The following is a 15,548-nucleotide window of genomic DNA, read 5'->3' on the forward strand; positions in this document are numbered from 1 at the left end:
GCTCCACTCACCCCCCCCCGGGGGGGCGCGGGCCCCCGCCCCCCCCGCCCCTCGGGTGCTGCTGGCGCCGTGCGGGGCCGTCAGCCGGCCGCCGGGGCGTCGCCCGGGGCCGGACCGTCCAGGACATCGGCCGCCTCGACCTCCTCGCGGGTGATCCCGAGCAGGTACAGCACGGTGTCCAGGAACGGCACGTTCACCGCGGTGTCCGCCGCCTGGCGCACCACCGGCTTGGCGTTGAACGCCACGCCCAGCCCGGCGGCGTTCAGCATGTCCAGGTCGTTGGCGCCGTCGCCGATCGCCACCGTCTGCTCCAGCGGCACCTTGGCCTGCTCGGCGAACCGGGCCAGCCAGCGCGCCTTGCCCGCCCGGTCGACGATCTCGCCGACCACCCGGCCGGTGAACCTGCCGTCCACCACCTCCAGGGTGTTCGCCGCCGCGAAGTCCAGCCCCAGCTGCTCCACCAGGTGGTCGGTGACCTGGGTGAAGCCGCCGGACACCACCGCCACCTGGAAGCCCAGCTTCTGCAGCGTGCGGATCAGGGTGCGCGCGCCCGGGGTGAGCCGGACCTCCGCGCGCACCTTTTCGGTCACCGCGGCGTCCAGCCCGGCCAGCAGCGCCACCCGGGCGTGCAGCGACTCGGCGAAGTCCAGCTCGCCGCGCATCGCCGCCGCCGTCACCTCGGCGACCTGCTCCTCGCAGCCCGCGTGGGCGGCGAACAGCTCGATCACCTCGTCCTGGATCAGCGTCGAGTCGACGTCCATGACGACCAGCCGCTTGGCCCGCCGCTCCAGCCCGGCCGCCACCACCGCGACGTCCACCCGCTGGGTGGCCGCCTCCTGCGCCAGCTCGGCGCGCAGCCGGTCGGTGGCCACGCCCGAGACGGCCAGCTCGACGGCGGTCACCGGGTACTTGGCGAGCCGGAAGACACGGTCGATGTTGCCGCCGGACCCGGTGATCCGCGAGGTGAGCGCGGCGACGGCGGAGGCGGTCAGCGGGTGGCCCAGGACGGTGACGTGCGAGCGGCCCTCGCGGCGGGGCCGGTTGTCGCCGATGCCGGAGATGATCTCGGCCTGGAGCTTCTGGTCCTCGGCCCAGCGGTGCACCAGGGCCCGCAGGTCACCCTCGGCGCCGGCCGCGGCGGGGGCGGTGACCAGCACGCACAGCGTTATCCGGCCACGGGTCACCACCTGCTCGATGTCGATCACCTCGACGCCGTACCCGGCCAGGGTGGCGAAGAGCCCGGCGGTGATACCGGGGCGGTCCTTGCCGAACACCTTGACGAGCAGGGTGCGCCCGTCCTCGGTCCGGGGCTGCGGGGCGGGGAGCGGCTCGGCGGCCAAGGGCGATGCGTTCATGGTGCCTCCCACGCTACCCGCAGCCCGCGGCGGCCACGGTACCCGTCCGGTTCGTGGACGGGCCGGATTCCGGACCCGTACCGGGGCCCGCGGACCCGCGGCGGACCCGGCGGTCCGGGGGCGGTCCGTGAATCGTTGCCGCCTGGTCACAGTCCGCGGGGGCGGCTATCACCCGCGCCCGGCGGGCTGGAATGATTCCCCCGTCAGATTCACGATCATTTCGCCCCCACCTGACCGGGGCGCACCATCGGGGGAACCGAGAGAGCGGGGCAGACGAGCAGTGCCGCAACTCGTCATCGAGATCAACGGACAGCAGCGGGTCCTGGAACCCGGGCGGTCCTACACCATCGGTCGCAACCCGCAGTCGGACTTCCAGTTCGACGACGCGCGGGTCTCCTGGCAGCACGCCACCATCTCGTTCAACGGGGCGGGTTGGCAGCTGGACGACCACGGGAGCACCAACGGCACCTACACCGGCGGCGCCCGCACCCTGCAGGCGCAGCTGTTCCCGGGCGCCGTGGTCAACCTCGGCAACGCCGGGAACGGCCCCCGGCTCGCCTTTTCCGCGCCGGCCGCCCAGCCCGCCGCCCAGGCCCAGGCCTGGCACGAGGCGACCACCAGCCGCAGCCCCGCCCCGCAGCCGCACGCCGCCCCGCCGGCGCCGCAGTGGCAGGACCCGGCGGCGCAGCAGCCCTACCCGCCGCAGGCCCAGGCGCCGCACCAGCAGCCCTGGCCGCAGCAGGCCCAGCCGCAGGAGCAGCACCAGCAGCAGCCGCCGTTCGCGCAGCAGCCCTTCCAGCAGCAGCCGTTCCCGCAGCAGCAGGGCTTCCCGCAGCCGTCGCCCGCCGCCCACGACGGCGGTCCGCAGCCGACGATCATCCGCAACCTGACCGCCGGCATGAAGACCATCCGGATCGGCCGCGCGCTCGACAACGACATCGTGGTCTCCGACCTCCAGGTCTCCCGCCACCACGCCGAGCTGCGCCAGCTGCCGGACGGCCGCTACGAGATCGTCGACCTCGGCAGCCACAACGGCATCTTCCTCAACGGCCAGCGCGTCGAGCGCCAGCTGATCGGCGAGCAGGACCGGCTGACCGTCGGCCACTCCAGCTTCGTGCTGGTCGGCGACCAGCTCCAGGAGTTCGTCGACACCGGCGCGGTCTCCTTCTCGGCCCGCCACCTGACCGTCGAGGTCGAGCACAAGGGCGCCAAGAAGATCCTGCTCAACGACGTCAGCTTCGGCGTCCCGGAGAAGTCCCTGGTCGCGGTCATCGGCCCGTCCGGCTCCGGCAAGTCGACCCTGCTGCGCGCCCTCACCGGCTACCGCCCGGCCGACCGCGGCGACGTCCTCTACGACGGCCGCAACCTCTACAAGCAGTTCGCCGAGCTGCGCTCGCGGATCGGCCTGGTGCCGCAGTCGGAGATCCTGCACAAGGAGCTGACCGTCCGCACCGGCCTCAAGTACGCGGCCCGGCTGCGCTTCCCCGGCGACACCGAGCCGCGTGAGCGCGAGGCGCGGATCGACGAGGTGCTCTACGAACTGCGCCTGGACAAGCGCGCCGACAACCGGATCACCGCGCTCTCCGGCGGCCAGCAGAAGCGCGTCTCGGTCGCCCTGGAGCTGCTCACCAAGCCCTCGCTGATCTTCCTGGACGAGCCCACCTCGGGCCTCGACCCGGGTATGGACCGCGAGGTCATGCAGATGCTGCGCGGCCTCGCCGACGACGGCCGCACCATCCTGGTCGTCACCCACTCGGTGGCCGAACTCGCGCTCTGCGACCGGCTGCTGGTGATGGCGCCGGGCGGTGCGGTGGCCTACTTCGGCCCGCCGGACGAGGCGCTGCACTTCTTCGGGTACGAGACCTGGGCCGACGTCTTCCAGGCCTTCGAGAACTACCCGGACCACGACTGGGCCGGCCGCTACCGGGGTTCGGTTCACCACCAGCAGTACTCGGCCGACGTGGAATCCGGCACCGTGCAGTCCGCGCAGATCGTGCAGGAGGCCGTCCGCCCGCCGAAGCCGCAGAGCTGGGGCTCGCAGCTGTGGACGCTGATCCGCCGCTACGTCTCGGTGCTCGCCTCCGACCGGGGCTTCCTGGCGCTGTCGATCCTGCTGCCGGCGGTGCTCGGCGCGGTCAGCGTGCTGATCCCCAACGAGGCCGGCCTGGCCCGCAACCCCAAGACCCAGCTCGGCCTGAACAGCGGCGCCGCGACGATCATGCTGATCCTGGCGATCGGCGCCTGCTTCTCGGGAGCGGCCAACTCGGTCCGCGAGCTGATCAAGGAACGGGCGATCTACGAGCGAGAACGAGCCACCGGTCTCTCCCGCTCCGCGTACATGATGTCCAAGATCATCGTGCTGGGCTTCTTCAGCGTGGTCCAGGGCGCGATCATCTCCGCCGTCGGATTCCTGCCGCGCAAGCTGCCCTCCGAGGGCCTGGTCGTCAAGAACCTGCCGATCCTGGAGATGAGCCTCGGCCTGATCCTGCTCAGCTTCGCCTCGATGATGTTCGGCCTGGCGATCTCCGCGCTGGTCAAGACCGCCGAGAAGACCATGCCGTTGCTGGTCATGTTCGCGATCATCCAGGTCGTCTTCACCGGCTGCCTCTTCCAGGTCTTCTCCAAGCCCGGCCTGGAGCAGTTCGCCTGGCTGATGCCGGCCCGCTGGGGCACCGGCATGGTCGCCACCACGCTGGACCTCTCGCACCTGCTCGGCCCCTGGAACAAGGACTTCCAGAACCCCGAGTACGACGCGATCTGGGGCCACAACGCCGGCCAGTTCTGGTTCGACGCCGGGATCCTGATCCTGATGTCGGTCCTCATCGGCGTCGTCGTCACCCGCCTCCAGCGCCGCCACGAGCCCGAGGTCATGCAGAAGGGCTGACCGCCCGCCGACCGCCTGCGGGGGCGGCCCGCCCCACCCGGGGAGGGCCGCCCCCGCGGCGTTTCCCGGGTGGGACGGGCCGGGCGGGCCGGGGGCCTAGGTCTGCGGACCCGGGCCCCCGGTACGGCCCGGGACGGACGCGCCGCCCGCGTGCGCGGCGGTAGGTTGGCGTCATGCCCACCGTGCCACGCGACCACCGGCACGCCGGATCGCTGCCCACCGACCGGATCCCGGTCGGCCCGCCGCCCGACGGCACCCTGCCCGCCTGCGAACCCTGCCTCGCCGGCATCGAGGCCGTCAGCCAGGCCCTGCTCGCGATGAGCCGCCACCTGGAGGTCCGCGAGGTCCTGCGCCGGATCACCGCCTCCGCCCGCCGCCTGCTCGGCGCCGAGTACGCCGCCCTCGGCGTCCCCGACGACCACGGCGGCTTCGCCCAGTTCGTCGTCGACGGCGTCACCGACGAGCAGTGGAAGGCCATCGGCCCGCTGCCCCGCCGGCACGGCGTGCTCGCCGCGATGTTCCAGCAGAGCGGCGCCGTCCGGCTCGACGACGTCCGCAGCGCCCCCGCCTTCGGCGGCTGGCCCGACGCCCACCCCGAACTCGGCGCCTTCCTCGGCATGCCGATCCTCGACCCCGAGCACGCCGAGGACGAGCCCGCCGTCCTCGGCGTCATCTACCTCGCCAACAAGCAGGGCGGCGGGGGCTTCACCGACCACGACGAGGAACTCCTGCGGATCCTCGCCGCCCACGCGGCGCTCGCCCTGTCCAACGCGAGCCTCTACGAGCGCAGCCGCGAACTCACCCTGGCCGGCGAACGCGCCCGGATCGCCCACGACCTGCACGACGCCGTCTCGCAGAAGCTCTTCTCGCTGCGCCTGACCGCCAAGGCCGCCGCCAAGCTGGTCGACCGCGACCCGGCCCGCGCCCGCGAGGAACTCGCCGAGGTCGCCCGGCTCGCCGCCGAGGCCGCCGACGAGCTGCGCGCCGTCGTCGTCGAGCTGCGCCCCGCCGCCCTGGAGGAGGACGGCCTGAGCGCCACCCTCGCCTCCCAGGTGCAGGTCCTCGACCGCGCCCACGCCGCCGACATCGCCTTCGCCGCCGACCGGGTCCGTGCCCTGCCGCAGGCCCAGGAGGCCGCCCTGCTGCGGGTCGCCCAGGAGGCCCTGCACAACGCGCTGCGCCACTCCGGCGCACGCCGCGTCACCGTCACCCTGGCCGGCACGCCGGACCGCGGCGCCCTGCTGCGGATCAGCGACAACGGCAGGGGCTTCGACCCCGAATCGGTTCGCCGGGCCGGCCGCCACCTCGGCCTGGCCTCGATGCGCGACCGCGCCGCCGCCGTGGGCGGCCGGCTCACCCTGGACTCCGCCCCCGGAAAGGGCACGGTCGTCGAGATGGAGGTCCCCGGTGCCTGACACCGCGCCCGCGATCCGCGTCCTGCTGGTCGACGACCACCAGGTGGTCCGTCGCGGCCTGCGCACCTTCCTGGAGGTGCAGGACGACATCGAGGTGGTCGGCGAGGCCGCCGACGGCGCCGAGGGCGTCGACCGGGCCCGCGCCCTCGACCCCGACGTCGTGCTGATGGACCTCAAGATGCCCGGCGTCGACGGCATCGAGGCGCTGCGCACGCTCAAGGAGGAGGGCAGCCGGGCCCGGATCCTGATCGTGACCAGCTTCACCGAGCACCGCACCATGGTCCCCGCCCTGCGGGCCGGCGCCGCCGGGTACGTCTACAAGGACGTCGACCCGGAGGCGCTGGCGGGCGCGATCCGTTCCGTCCACGCCGGCCACGTCCTGCTCCAGCCGGAACTCGCCGAGGCCCTGCTCGCCGACGACGGCCCGCGCGCCCCGCAGGGCCGCGGCGGCACCCTCACCGAACGCGAGCGCGAGGTGCTCGGCCACATCTCCGACGGCCGCTCCAACCGCGAGATCGCCCGCAGCCTGCACCTGTCCGAGAAGACGGTGAAGACCCACGTCTCCAACATCCTGATGAAGCTGGACCTCGCCGACCGCACCCAGGCCGCGCTCTGGGCCGTGCGGCACGGCGAGACCCGCTAGCGCTCGCCGCGCTCGTCCACCAGGGCGTTGTACGCCGCCACCTGGGCCCGGCGGGCGGTGCGCCACAGCGGCGCCAGCACCGCCTGCCGGGCCGCGATCTCCGAGGCGCTCACCGCCGCGCCGTGACTGCCCGAGGCGATCGACAGCAGCGCCGCCACCTGGCGCGCCGACTCCAGCACCCGCACCGCGCGCGGCGGGTACCCCGGCGCGAGCAGCTCGTCGTGCCCGCGGCGCCGGTACGCCTCCAGCGCCCGCATCGCCTCCGGCCCGGCGCCCGCCACGTCCAGCTGCGTCAGCAGCAGCGTCGCCCGGCGCAGCCCGTCCACGAGCTCGAACTCGGCCTCGTGCAGCGAGGGCACGTCCGCCGGCGGGGCGTCGTGCACCTCCGAGCAGCGCCACAGCACCGTCGCCGACCGGTCCCCGGCCGGGCCGAACACCTCCACCTCGGGCACCAGCCCCAGCGGCACCCCGACCGCCAGCACCGCTTCGCCGGCCGCCATCGCCCGCTCGTTGAACGGCGCCGGCCCGGTCAGGCCCAGCGGGTGCCCGGCCGAGGGCAGCGCCAGCCGCAGGCCCTTCACGCCCAGCACCCGCAGCCGCCCCAGCGCCCAGGTGAGCCCGTGCCGCTCGTCCGGGCCGTCCCCGGGAAGGCCGGTCACCCGGTGGCTCTCGTCGGCCCCCAGGACCGCCGTGGCGGCGTTGTCGGGCGGCACCAGACCGGCCAGCAGGGCGTTGCCCCACGCGGCCAGCCGCCCCGAACGGGGCTCTTCGTACGGATTGTCGGCAGGAGAGACGAGCATCCGGCCAGCCTACGGAATCGGCGGACATCCGCGTGGCGTAGGTTTGCCCATGCGCGTGCGGCGCACCCACTCCGTGCCCACCGGCCGCCGGAGTAGGCCGCCCGCCCGCACCGACGGCCGAGATATCTGTTTTTTGGGGAAGGCGTAGGCATGAGCGACGTGCTGGAGCTGGTGGACGTTTCCGTGGTCCGGGAGGGGCGCGCACTGGTCGACCAGGTCTCGTGGTCCATCTCCGAGGGAGAGCGCTGGGTCATCCTCGGCCCGAACGGCGCCGGCAAGACCACCCTGCTGCAGATCGCCTCCTCGTACCTCTTCCCGACCGCCGGCAAGGTCACCGTCCTCGGCGAGAAGCTCGGCGAGGTCGACGTCTTCGAGCTGCGCTCGCGGATCGGCCTGGCCGGCGCCGCGATGTTCGACAAGCTGCCCGCCGAGCAGACCGTGCTGCAGACGGTGCTCACCGCCGCCTACGGCATGACCGTCACCTGGCAGGAGACCTACGAGCAGTCCGACGAGTCCCGCGCGCTCGCCCTGCTCGACCGCCTCGGCATGGCCGCCCTCACCGACCGCCGCTTCGGCACCCTCTCCGAGGGCGAGCGCAAGCGCACCCTGATCGCCCGCGCGCTGATGACCGACCCGGAGCTGCTGCTGCTCGACGAGCCCGCCGCCGGCCTCGACCTCGGCGGCCGCGAGGACCTCGTGCGCCGCCTCGGCGCCCTGGCCCAGGACGAGTTCGCGCCGGCCATGGCCATGGTCACCCACCACGTCGAGGAGATCGCCCCCGGCTTCACCCACGTCCTGATGATCCGTCAGGGCAAGGTGCTCGCCGCCGGTCCGATCGACACCGAGCTGACGGCGCGCAACCTCTCCAAGTGCTTCGGCCTGCCGCTCACCCTGGAGCGCCACGGCGACCGCTGGTCCGCCCAGGGCCTGCCGCTGGGCTGACGCCGCGTGACTCCGCGCGGACCTCTCCGGGGGCCCGCCGGCCGCTCCGAACGTCCGCTGAACCCGGTCGAACCGGAACCGGTCGCACGCGCGACCGGTTTCCGCCCCTCCACCTGCGGGAACTGACCGCCTCGAAGGCCCTTCCCTCCCTAGGATGGACACGTGGACAGCTGGATCTGGTGGCTCCTGGTCGCCGTCGGCCTCGGCATACCGTTGGTGATCACGGCGATGCCGGAACTCGCCATGTTCGCGGTCGGCGCGCTCGTCGCGGCCGGCGTCGCGGGCCTGGGCGCCGACCCGGTCTGGCAGGTCCTGACCTTCGTCGCGGCCTCGGTCGCGCAACTGGTCGTCGTCCGCCCCATCGCGTACCGGGCATTGCGGAAGGGCCCGCAGATCAAGATGGGCATCGAGGCGCTCAAGGGTGCCACCGCGGTCGTCGCGGAAAGGGTCGACGCGGAGGGCGGCCGGATCAAGCTCAACGGCGAGATCTGGTCGGCACGCGCGCTCCACCCCGAGCAGGTGTACCAGCCGGGGGAGCAGGTCGACGTCGTCGAAATCCAGGGCGCGACCGCCCTGGTCGTCTAGGGGAGAGTCCGTGGAACCCGTCCTTATCGTCCTGGTCGTCCTGGTCGTGGTGGCCTTCATCGCGCTGATCAAGACGATTCAGGTCATCCCGCAGGCCAGCGCCGCGATCGTGGAGCGCTTCGGCCGCTACACCCGGACGCTCAACGCCGGCCTGAACATCGTCGTCCCGTTCATCGACCGCGTCCGCAACCGGATCGACCTGCGCGAGCAGGTCGTGCCCTTCCCCCCGCAGCCCGTGATCACCCAGGACAACCTGGTCGTCAACATCGACACGGTGATCTACTACCAGGTCACCGACGCCCGGGCGGCCACCTACGAGGTCGCCAGCTACATCCAGGCGATCGAGCAGCTCACCGTCACCACGCTGCGCAACATCATCGGCTCGATGGACCTCGAATCCACCCTCACCTCCCGCGAGGTCATCAACGCCGGCCTGCGCGGCGTGCTCGACGAGGCCACCGGCAAGTGGGGCATCCGCGTCAACCGCGTCGAGCTGAAGGCCATCGAGCCGCCGACCTCCATCCAGGACTCGATGGAGAAGCAGATGCGCGCCGAGCGGGACAAGCGCGCCGCGATCCTCACCGCCGAGGGCAACCGGCAGTCGCAGATCCTGCGCGCCGAGGGCGAGAAGCAGGCCGAGGTCCTCAAGGCCGAGGGTGAGGCCCAGGCCGCGGTGCTGCGCGCCGACGGTGAGGCCGCCGCGATCCGGACCGTCTTCGAGGCGATCCACCAGGGCGACGCCGACCAGAAGCTGCTCGCCTACCAGTACCTCCAGACCCTGCCCGAGCTGGCCAAGGGCGACGCCAACAAGCTCTGGATCATCCCCAGCGAGGTCGGCGACGCGCTCAAGGGCCTCGGCGGCGCGTTCACCGGCCTGACCGGCAACGGCGGCGCCAACGGCAGCGCGATGGCCGCCCCCAGCGGTGCCCCGGCCGCCCCGGCGACCCCGCCGGCCGCCACCCAGGTCCCGATCGACCCGGCCGCCGGCCCGCGCCCGCTGGACACCGACACCAAGGGCTCCGCCCGGCCCCGGATCGACCCGCTGCGCGAGTACCGCAAGACCGACCCCGAGTGACCCTCCCGTCGTCCGTCCGAGGGCCCGCCCCCGTACCGCACGGGGCCGGGCCCTCGGCCGTCCCGGACCGCACCGCACGGCGCCGGGCTGTGGCGTACGTCCCGAATTCCGGGCACCGCTGGAACCGCCGCCGCTCCGTCCGGCATGATCACCGCGACAGGACCCCCACGGGAGGTGGCTCATGACGGTCTGGGAAGCGGTCGCCGTCCTGGCGGCAGGCGTCGGCGCCGGAATGATCAATGTGATCGTGGGCTCCGGCACCCTCATCACCTTCCCGGTGCTGCTCGCCGTCGGCCTCCCGCCGGTCACCGCCAACGTCTCCAACTCCTTCGGCCTGGTGCCCGGCTCGCTCAGCGGCGTGATCGGCTACCGCCGGGAGCTGGCCGGCCAGGGCGCCCGGCTCGCCCGCTTCGGCACCGCCTCGCTGCTCGGCGGCGTCCTCGGCGCCTACCTGCTGATCGAACTGCCCAGCGCCGCCTTCGACGCGATCGTCCCGGTGCTGATCCTGCTGGCGCTCGTCCTGGTGGTGCTGCAACCCCGGGTCGCCAAGGCCGTCGCCGCCCGCCGCCGGCCCGACGGCGACCCGCACGGCGGGGTGCTGCTGCTCGCCGGGATCTTCCTCACCGGCGTCTACGGCGGCTACTTCGGCGCCGCCCAGGGTGTGCTGCTGCTGGCCCTGATGGGCATGCTGCTCCAGGAGGACCTGCAGCGGATCAACGGGGTGAAGAACGCCCTCGCGATGATCGTCAACAGCGTCGCCGCGCTGTTCTTCCTCTTCACCTCGACGGTGAACTGGGCCGCCGCCGGGCTCATCGCGGTCGGCTCGCTGGTCGGCGGGCTGATCGGCGCCAGGGTCGGCCGCAGGCTGCCGCCGCAGGCGCTGCGGGCGGTGATCGTCGTCGTCGGCCTGGCGGCCGTCGTCAAACTGCTCACCGACTGAGGGCACGCTTCGAGGTGTCGCCGACGCCCGACGGCCCGGTCTCTATAGGTTCTGTGTGGACCGACCGCGACCGGACGACAGGAGTGGACCGATGAGCCGCGAACGGCTGACCGAGGACGAGATCACCGCCGGGCTGGCCGGCCTGCCGCACTGGACGCGCGAGGGGGACAGCATCGTCCGCAGCGCCGACGCCCCGGACTTCCCCGCCGGGATCAGGGTCGTCGTCGCCGTCGCCGGGGTGGCCGAGGCGATGGACCACCACCCCGACATCGACATCCGCTGGCGCACCCTGCGCTTCGTCCTCTCCACCCACAGCGCCGGGGGCCTGACCGCCCTCGACCTCGCCCTCGCCGCCCGGATCGACGAGGCCCTGGCCGCCGAGTCCGCCGGGTCCGCCGGCTAGGAGCGCGGCGGAACCGTCCCCTCCGGGCCGCTCCGGGGCCGTGAGATGCTGGCTGCCGCAGTGCAGGCGGCCGGGAGGGACGGAACGGATGGCGCAGGACCCCCTCGGCGACGGCCACGCGCAGCAGTGGTACCCGCAGCAGACCCCCCAGGACCGGCCCGACGGGTACCACGGGCAGACCGGGCCCGACGGGTACAACGGGTACCACGGGTACGCCGAACAGCCGGGGGCCTGGCCGGGGGAGCTGGGGCAGGACGTCCCCTACCTCCCGTACGACCCGTACCACCCCTATGGCCAGGCGCCGCAGCAGCCCGACGCCTACGTCCCGGACGCGTACGCCTACGGCCACGACGGGCAGGCGCAGCAGTACACGCCGTACATCGTCGTCCCGCAGCAGCCGACGGGGGAGGAACTGTACGTCCCCGCCGGCGCCGAGTACACCACCGACGGCTATGTGCACCTGGAGCCCGAGCCCGACCCGGAGCCCTCGCCGGCCGCGGAGCCCGAGCCCGTGCCGGCCGCCGCTCCGGCGCCGTCCCGCCGAGCCGGGCGAGCCGGGCGCGCCGGGCGGCGCGGCTTCGCCGCCAAGGCCCGTGCCGCCGCGGACACCGTCGTCACCGCCGAGCACACCCCCGGCCGGCGCACCCTGCTGGTGCGGGCCGGCGCCGGCCTCGCCGCCCTCGGCGTGCTGGTCGCGGCCGGCCTGATGGTGAGCGCCCAGGGCGACGGCAGCGCCACCGACGGCAACGCCGCCGGCGCCGAACCCGGCTTCAGCGCCGCCCACACCCGGACCTGGGCCGCCCGGGCCGCCGACGGCGCCTCCGGCGGTGACGACACCCTGGTCGGCAGCTGGCTGCTCGACGGCTCGGTGGTGCGCGCCGACGCCACCGGCGTGCGCGCCTACGACCTGGCGGACGGCCGACCGGTCTGGGCGGTGGACCCGCCCGCCGCCGGCGCCGTCCCCTGCGGCCTGTCGCCGACCGTCAACCGGGCCGGCCTCGGCGCCGTGCTGTTCCGGCCCCAGGCCGACCCGAAGAGCCCGTGCTCCCTGGTCGCCGCCGTCGACACCAAGGACGGCCGGACGGCCTGGACCAAGCCGCTCACCGACACCAAGGGCGCCTACGGCGCGCACGTCGGCGTCACCGACGACAAGGTGATCGCGGTCGGCGACAGCCATGTCGTCGCCTGGCAGTCCGCCGACGGCGCGGACGTCTGGCAGTACACCGGGCAGGGGAGGTTCTGCAGTCTCTCCGGCGGCGTCTCGGGCACGACCGTCCTGGTCGCCAGCACCTGCGCCGACTCCACCCCCGTCGACCAGGCCGTCGCGCTGAACACCGCCGACGGCACGGTCTCCTGGTGGCGCGGCCTGAACAACCGGCCGAAGACGGCGACCGTGCTCTCCGCGGAGCCGCCCGTCGTCCTCACCACCGGCGAGAAACCCGAGGACGACCGGGTGTTCGCCTGGGGCCCGGACGGCGACCCCGCCGCCGGGATCCCGGTGGCCGGCGCCGAGGGCCGGCTGGACGTCGCCCACGGATCGTTCTCGGCCACGCCCGGGGTCTACTTCCACGACCGCACGATGGTCACCACGGTCAGCACCGCCGCCTCGGCGGACGGCACCGCCGGGCCGGTCGCGGTGGTCGGCTACGACCTGGACACCGGCAAGCAGCGCTGGCGGACCACGGCCCGCGAGAAGGGCGCCGCCCGCGCCGTCGGGGTGGACGGCGGCGCGCTGGTGCTCGCCGTCGACGAGCGCGTCGACCAGCCGGCGCACCTCAGCCGCTTCGCCCTGGACGGCGGACAGGAAGCGGTCGGCGGCAACTTCCCGCCCGGCACCGGCTCGCTGCTGGTCTCCGGCCGCGTGCTGATCGGCGGCGGCCTGGTCGTCGCCGTCCCCGAGCACTCGACCAACTTCGGCACGGCGACGGGCTTCCGGGCCAAGGACTGAGCGCAGGCCGGGCCGGGGACCGACCCCCCGTCGGTCCCCGGCCCGGTTACCCCCTCGTTCCCCCCGGCTTCCCCCTGGTGCGGCGGGCGCCTCAGGCGGCGGACGGCGCCGGCGCGGCGACCGCCTGGGCCGGCAGCCAGTCGGCCAGTTCCCGGACCTCCGAGCCGCGCAGCCCCAGCGCCATCATCAGGGTCGCCTGCGGCGTCGGCACGAACGGCTTGCGGAGCAGCCTCATCCCCGCCTGCTCCGGTGTCCGGTCGGCCTTGCGCTGGTTGTCCTCCGAACAGGCGGCCACCGTGTTCAGCCAGGTGTCCCCGCCACCGCGCGACCTGGGCTGCAGGTGGTCCACCGTGGTGGCCCGCCGCCCGCAGTAGGCGCACAGGTGCTGGTCCCGGACGAGGACCCCGCGGCGTGACCACGGAGCCTGTTGTCGGAAGGGCACCCGTACGTACCGCTGGAGTCTGATCACCCGGGGCACCGGTACCGTCACCCCGGTCCCGCGCATGGTGCGCAGCGGATGCGCCTGCTCGACCACGGCCTTGTCCTGGAGCACCAGGACCACGGCGCGCTGGAGCGACACCGTCGTCAGCGGCTCGTAGCTTGCGTTCAGAACCAGCGTGCTGCGCACCTCGGCCACCCTTCCGCGGGCGTGCCATGGCGGCACGACCGTCCTCACCCACGTCACTGCCGCCGCGCGGCGGTGGGACCACTGTGAAGGGGCTCCCCGCCGTCGAACAACGGAATTTCCGGTGTCACGGAGGGGCATGGCCACGTCGGAACCGGCCGGGCGCGGCGCGTTCGCGCAGGTGCGGCGGAAACTCGTTGGTCAGGACCGCGTAGGCTCTACAACGCTGGAGTCGTCCCGCACCGGGGCCCGACCGAACCGGGCCCGCACCGGGCGGGACGCCCGACCGAAGGAGAAGCGTGACCGTGACGGACATCGTCGACGAGCTGCGGTGGCGTGGGCTGATCGCCCTGTCCACCGACGAGGACGCACTGCGCAAGGCGTTCGCGGACGGCCCGGTCACGTTCTATTGCGGCTTCGACCCGACGGCCCCCAGCGTGCACCTCGGCAACCTGGTCCAGATCCTCACCATGCGTCGCATCCAGCAGGCGGGGAACCTCCCGCTCGGCCTGGTCGGCGGTGCCACCGGTCTGATCGGTGACCCGAAGCCCACCGCGGAGCGCGTGCTCAACGACCCCGAGACGGTGGCCGGCTGGGTGGAGCGGCTGCGCGGCCAGATCTCCCGGTTCCTCGACTTCGAGGGCCCGTACGCGGCGCGCATGGTCAACAACCTGGACTGGACCTCCGGGATGTCCGCGATCAGCCTGCTGCGCGACGTGGGCAAGTACTTCCGGGTCAACAACATGATCGCCAAGGAGGCCGTCGCCCGGCGGCTCAACTCCGACGCGGGCATCAGCTACACCGAGTTCAGCTACCAGATCCTCCAGGGCATGGACTACCTGGAGCTGAACCGCCGCTACGGCTGCACCCTGCAGACCGGCGGCAGCGACCAGTGGGGCAACCTCACCGCCGGTGCGGACCTGATCCGCAAGGCCGACGGCAAGGCGGTGCACGCGCTGGCCACGCCGCTGATCGTCAAGGCCGACGGCACCAAGTTCGGCAAGACGGAGTCCGGCACGGTCTGGCTCGACCCCGAGCTGACCACCCCGTACGCCTTCTACCAGTTCTGGCTGAACGCGGACGACCGGGACGTCCCCAACTTCCTGCGGATCTTCAGCTTCCGCTCGAAGGAGGAGATCGAGGAGCTGGAGCGCGAGACCACCGAGCGCCCGGCCGCCCGCCTCGCCCAGCGCGCCCTCGCCGAGGAGCTGACCACCCTGGTGCACGGCGCCGACCAGTACGAGCGCGCCGTCGCCGCCTCCAAGGCGCTGTTCGGCCAGGGCGACCTCGCCGACCTGGAGGCCCCGACCCTGGCCGCCGCGCTCGCCGAGGTCCCGAAGGCCGAGGTCACCGAGCTCCAGTCGGTCGTCGACCTGCTGGTCGCCGTCGGTCTCTCCCCGAGCCGTTCGGCCGCCCGCCGGACGATCAAGGAGGGCGGTGCCTACCTCAACAACGTCAAGGTGACGGACGAGGAGTCGGTGCCGGCCGAGGCCGACCTGCTGCACGGTCGTTGGTTGGTCCTGCGCCGCGGCAAGCGCAACCTGGCCGCGGCCGAGCTGGTCAAGTAACCGATGTGACCGAAATACGATGCCGCTGACCTGCGGCTTCAGCATCTGGGGGCGGGATCCAGCCGGATCCCGCCCCCAGAGGTTTGACGATGTCCTCCAGGTGGCCTAGTGTTGAACGAGTCGCTGAAGCGGCCACCCACTCAGCGCGTCCTGCTCACTGAGCATGAATTTCGAGTGACACTCGGAATGCGCTAACGTGGAGGGCGTCGCGAAAAGTGACTCCGACCAGTTCGGGAAATCGGATGAGTAAAACTCCGGAAAACGGAGCGAAAAACGTCTGATAAGCTGGAAACACGAAAGAACGAAGCGCCCGGAGGGCCGGTGTGAAAGCCGCCTGATGGAAGCGTCCGTTCCTTGAGAACTCA

13 protein-coding genes are annotated in these 15,548 nt (G+C 73.1%); 10 read left to right on the top strand and 3 right to left on the bottom strand.

Annotated elements, in window-relative coordinates:
• Positions 1–80: 80 nt before the first annotated feature.
• Positions 81–1,355, bottom strand: a complete 1,275-nt coding sequence (serB, locus tag ABT238_RS37665; RefSeq protein WP_350569537.1) for a phosphoserine phosphatase SerB — start codon at positions 1,353–1,355, stop codon at positions 81–83.
• Positions 1,356–1,635: 280 nt separating this feature from the next.
• Here serB and ABT238_RS37670 point away from each other — a divergent pair, with 280 nt between their 5' ends.
• The 3 genes from ABT238_RS37670 to ABT238_RS37680 all read left to right on the top strand — a co-directional run bounded on the left by ABT238_RS37670 (position 1,636) and on the right by ABT238_RS37680 (position 6,297).
• Positions 1,636–4,239 (top strand): ABC transporter ATP-binding protein/permease, encoded by a 2,604-nt coding sequence (locus ABT238_RS37670; protein ID WP_350806685.1) that lies wholly within the window; start codon positions 1,636–1,638, stop codon positions 4,237–4,239.
• A 317-nt stretch (positions 4,240–4,556) separates the two neighbouring features.
• Positions 4,557–5,654: a GAF domain-containing sensor histidine kinase gene (locus ABT238_RS37675; protein ID WP_350569556.1), complete on the top strand. Its 1,098-nt coding sequence runs from the start codon at positions 4,557–4,559 to the stop codon at positions 5,652–5,654.
• On the top strand, positions 5,647–6,297 hold the full coding sequence (locus ABT238_RS37680; RefSeq protein WP_350569540.1) for a response regulator: 651 nt from the start codon (positions 5,647–5,649) through the stop codon (positions 6,295–6,297). The genes ABT238_RS37675 and ABT238_RS37680 overlap by 8 nt, the downstream gene beginning before the upstream one ends.
• On the opposite strand, the gene ABT238_RS37685 is transcribed toward ABT238_RS37680, so the two are convergent.
• Positions 6,294–7,097, bottom strand: coding sequence for an Rv1486c family protein (locus ABT238_RS37685; protein ID WP_350806689.1), 804 nt, complete (start codon positions 7,095–7,097; stop codon positions 6,294–6,296). The two genes, ABT238_RS37680 and ABT238_RS37685, sit on opposite strands and share 4 nt — an antisense overlap.
• A 150-nt stretch (positions 7,098–7,247) precedes the next feature.
• On the opposite strand from ABT238_RS37685, the gene ABT238_RS37690 reads away from it, so the two are divergent.
• The 6 genes from ABT238_RS37690 (at position 7,248) to ABT238_RS37715 (ending at position 12,990) form a co-directional block, all read left to right on the top strand.
• On the top strand, positions 7,248–8,039 hold the full coding sequence (locus ABT238_RS37690) for an ABC transporter ATP-binding protein (RefSeq protein WP_350569543.1): 792 nt from the start codon (positions 7,248–7,250) through the stop codon (positions 8,037–8,039).
• A gap of 162 nt (positions 8,040–8,201) precedes the next feature.
• The gene (locus tag ABT238_RS37695) at positions 8,202–8,624 is read left to right on the top strand and encodes an NfeD family protein (protein ID WP_350569545.1); all 423 of its coding nucleotides are present in this window, start codon (positions 8,202–8,204) and stop codon (positions 8,622–8,624) included.
• Positions 8,625–8,634: 10 nt separating this feature from the next.
• Positions 8,635–9,699 (top strand): SPFH domain-containing protein, encoded by a 1,065-nt coding sequence (locus ABT238_RS37700; RefSeq protein WP_350569546.1) that lies wholly within the window; start codon positions 8,635–8,637, stop codon positions 9,697–9,699.
• Between the two features lie 181 nt (positions 9,700–9,880).
• Positions 9,881–10,639, top strand: coding sequence for a sulfite exporter TauE/SafE family protein (locus ABT238_RS37705; protein ID WP_350569547.1), 759 nt, complete (start codon positions 9,881–9,883; stop codon positions 10,637–10,639).
• Positions 10,640–10,730: 91 nt separating this feature from the next.
• A complete protein-coding gene (locus ABT238_RS37710) occupies positions 10,731–11,042 on the top strand; it encodes a 4a-hydroxytetrahydrobiopterin dehydratase (RefSeq protein ID WP_350569549.1) in 312 nt (103 codons plus the stop codon).
• Positions 11,043–11,130: 88 nt separating this feature from the next.
• On the top strand, positions 11,131–12,990 hold the full coding sequence (locus ABT238_RS37715) for an outer membrane protein assembly factor BamB family protein (protein ID WP_350806701.1): 1,860 nt from the start codon (positions 11,131–11,133) through the stop codon (positions 12,988–12,990).
• Positions 12,991–13,081: 91 nt separating this feature from the next.
• Here the strand turns inward: ABT238_RS37715 and ABT238_RS37720 are convergent, their stop codons facing one another.
• Positions 13,082–13,618, bottom strand: coding sequence for an HNH endonuclease (locus ABT238_RS37720; RefSeq protein ID WP_350806706.1), 537 nt, complete (start codon positions 13,616–13,618; stop codon positions 13,082–13,084).
• Positions 13,619–13,920: 302 nt separating this feature from the next.
• Here ABT238_RS37720 and tyrS point away from each other — a divergent pair, with 302 nt between their 5' ends.
• Positions 13,921–15,183 (top strand): tyrosine--tRNA ligase, encoded by a 1,263-nt coding sequence (gene tyrS, locus ABT238_RS37725; protein WP_350569558.1) that lies wholly within the window; start codon positions 13,921–13,923, stop codon positions 15,181–15,183.
• Positions 15,184–15,548: the final 365 nt, after the last annotated feature.

It is taken from the genome of Kitasatospora sp. NPDC001527 (assembly GCF_040298605.1).
In the GTDB taxonomy this organism is placed as follows: domain Bacteria; phylum Actinomycetota; class Actinomycetes; order Streptomycetales; family Streptomycetaceae; genus Kitasatospora.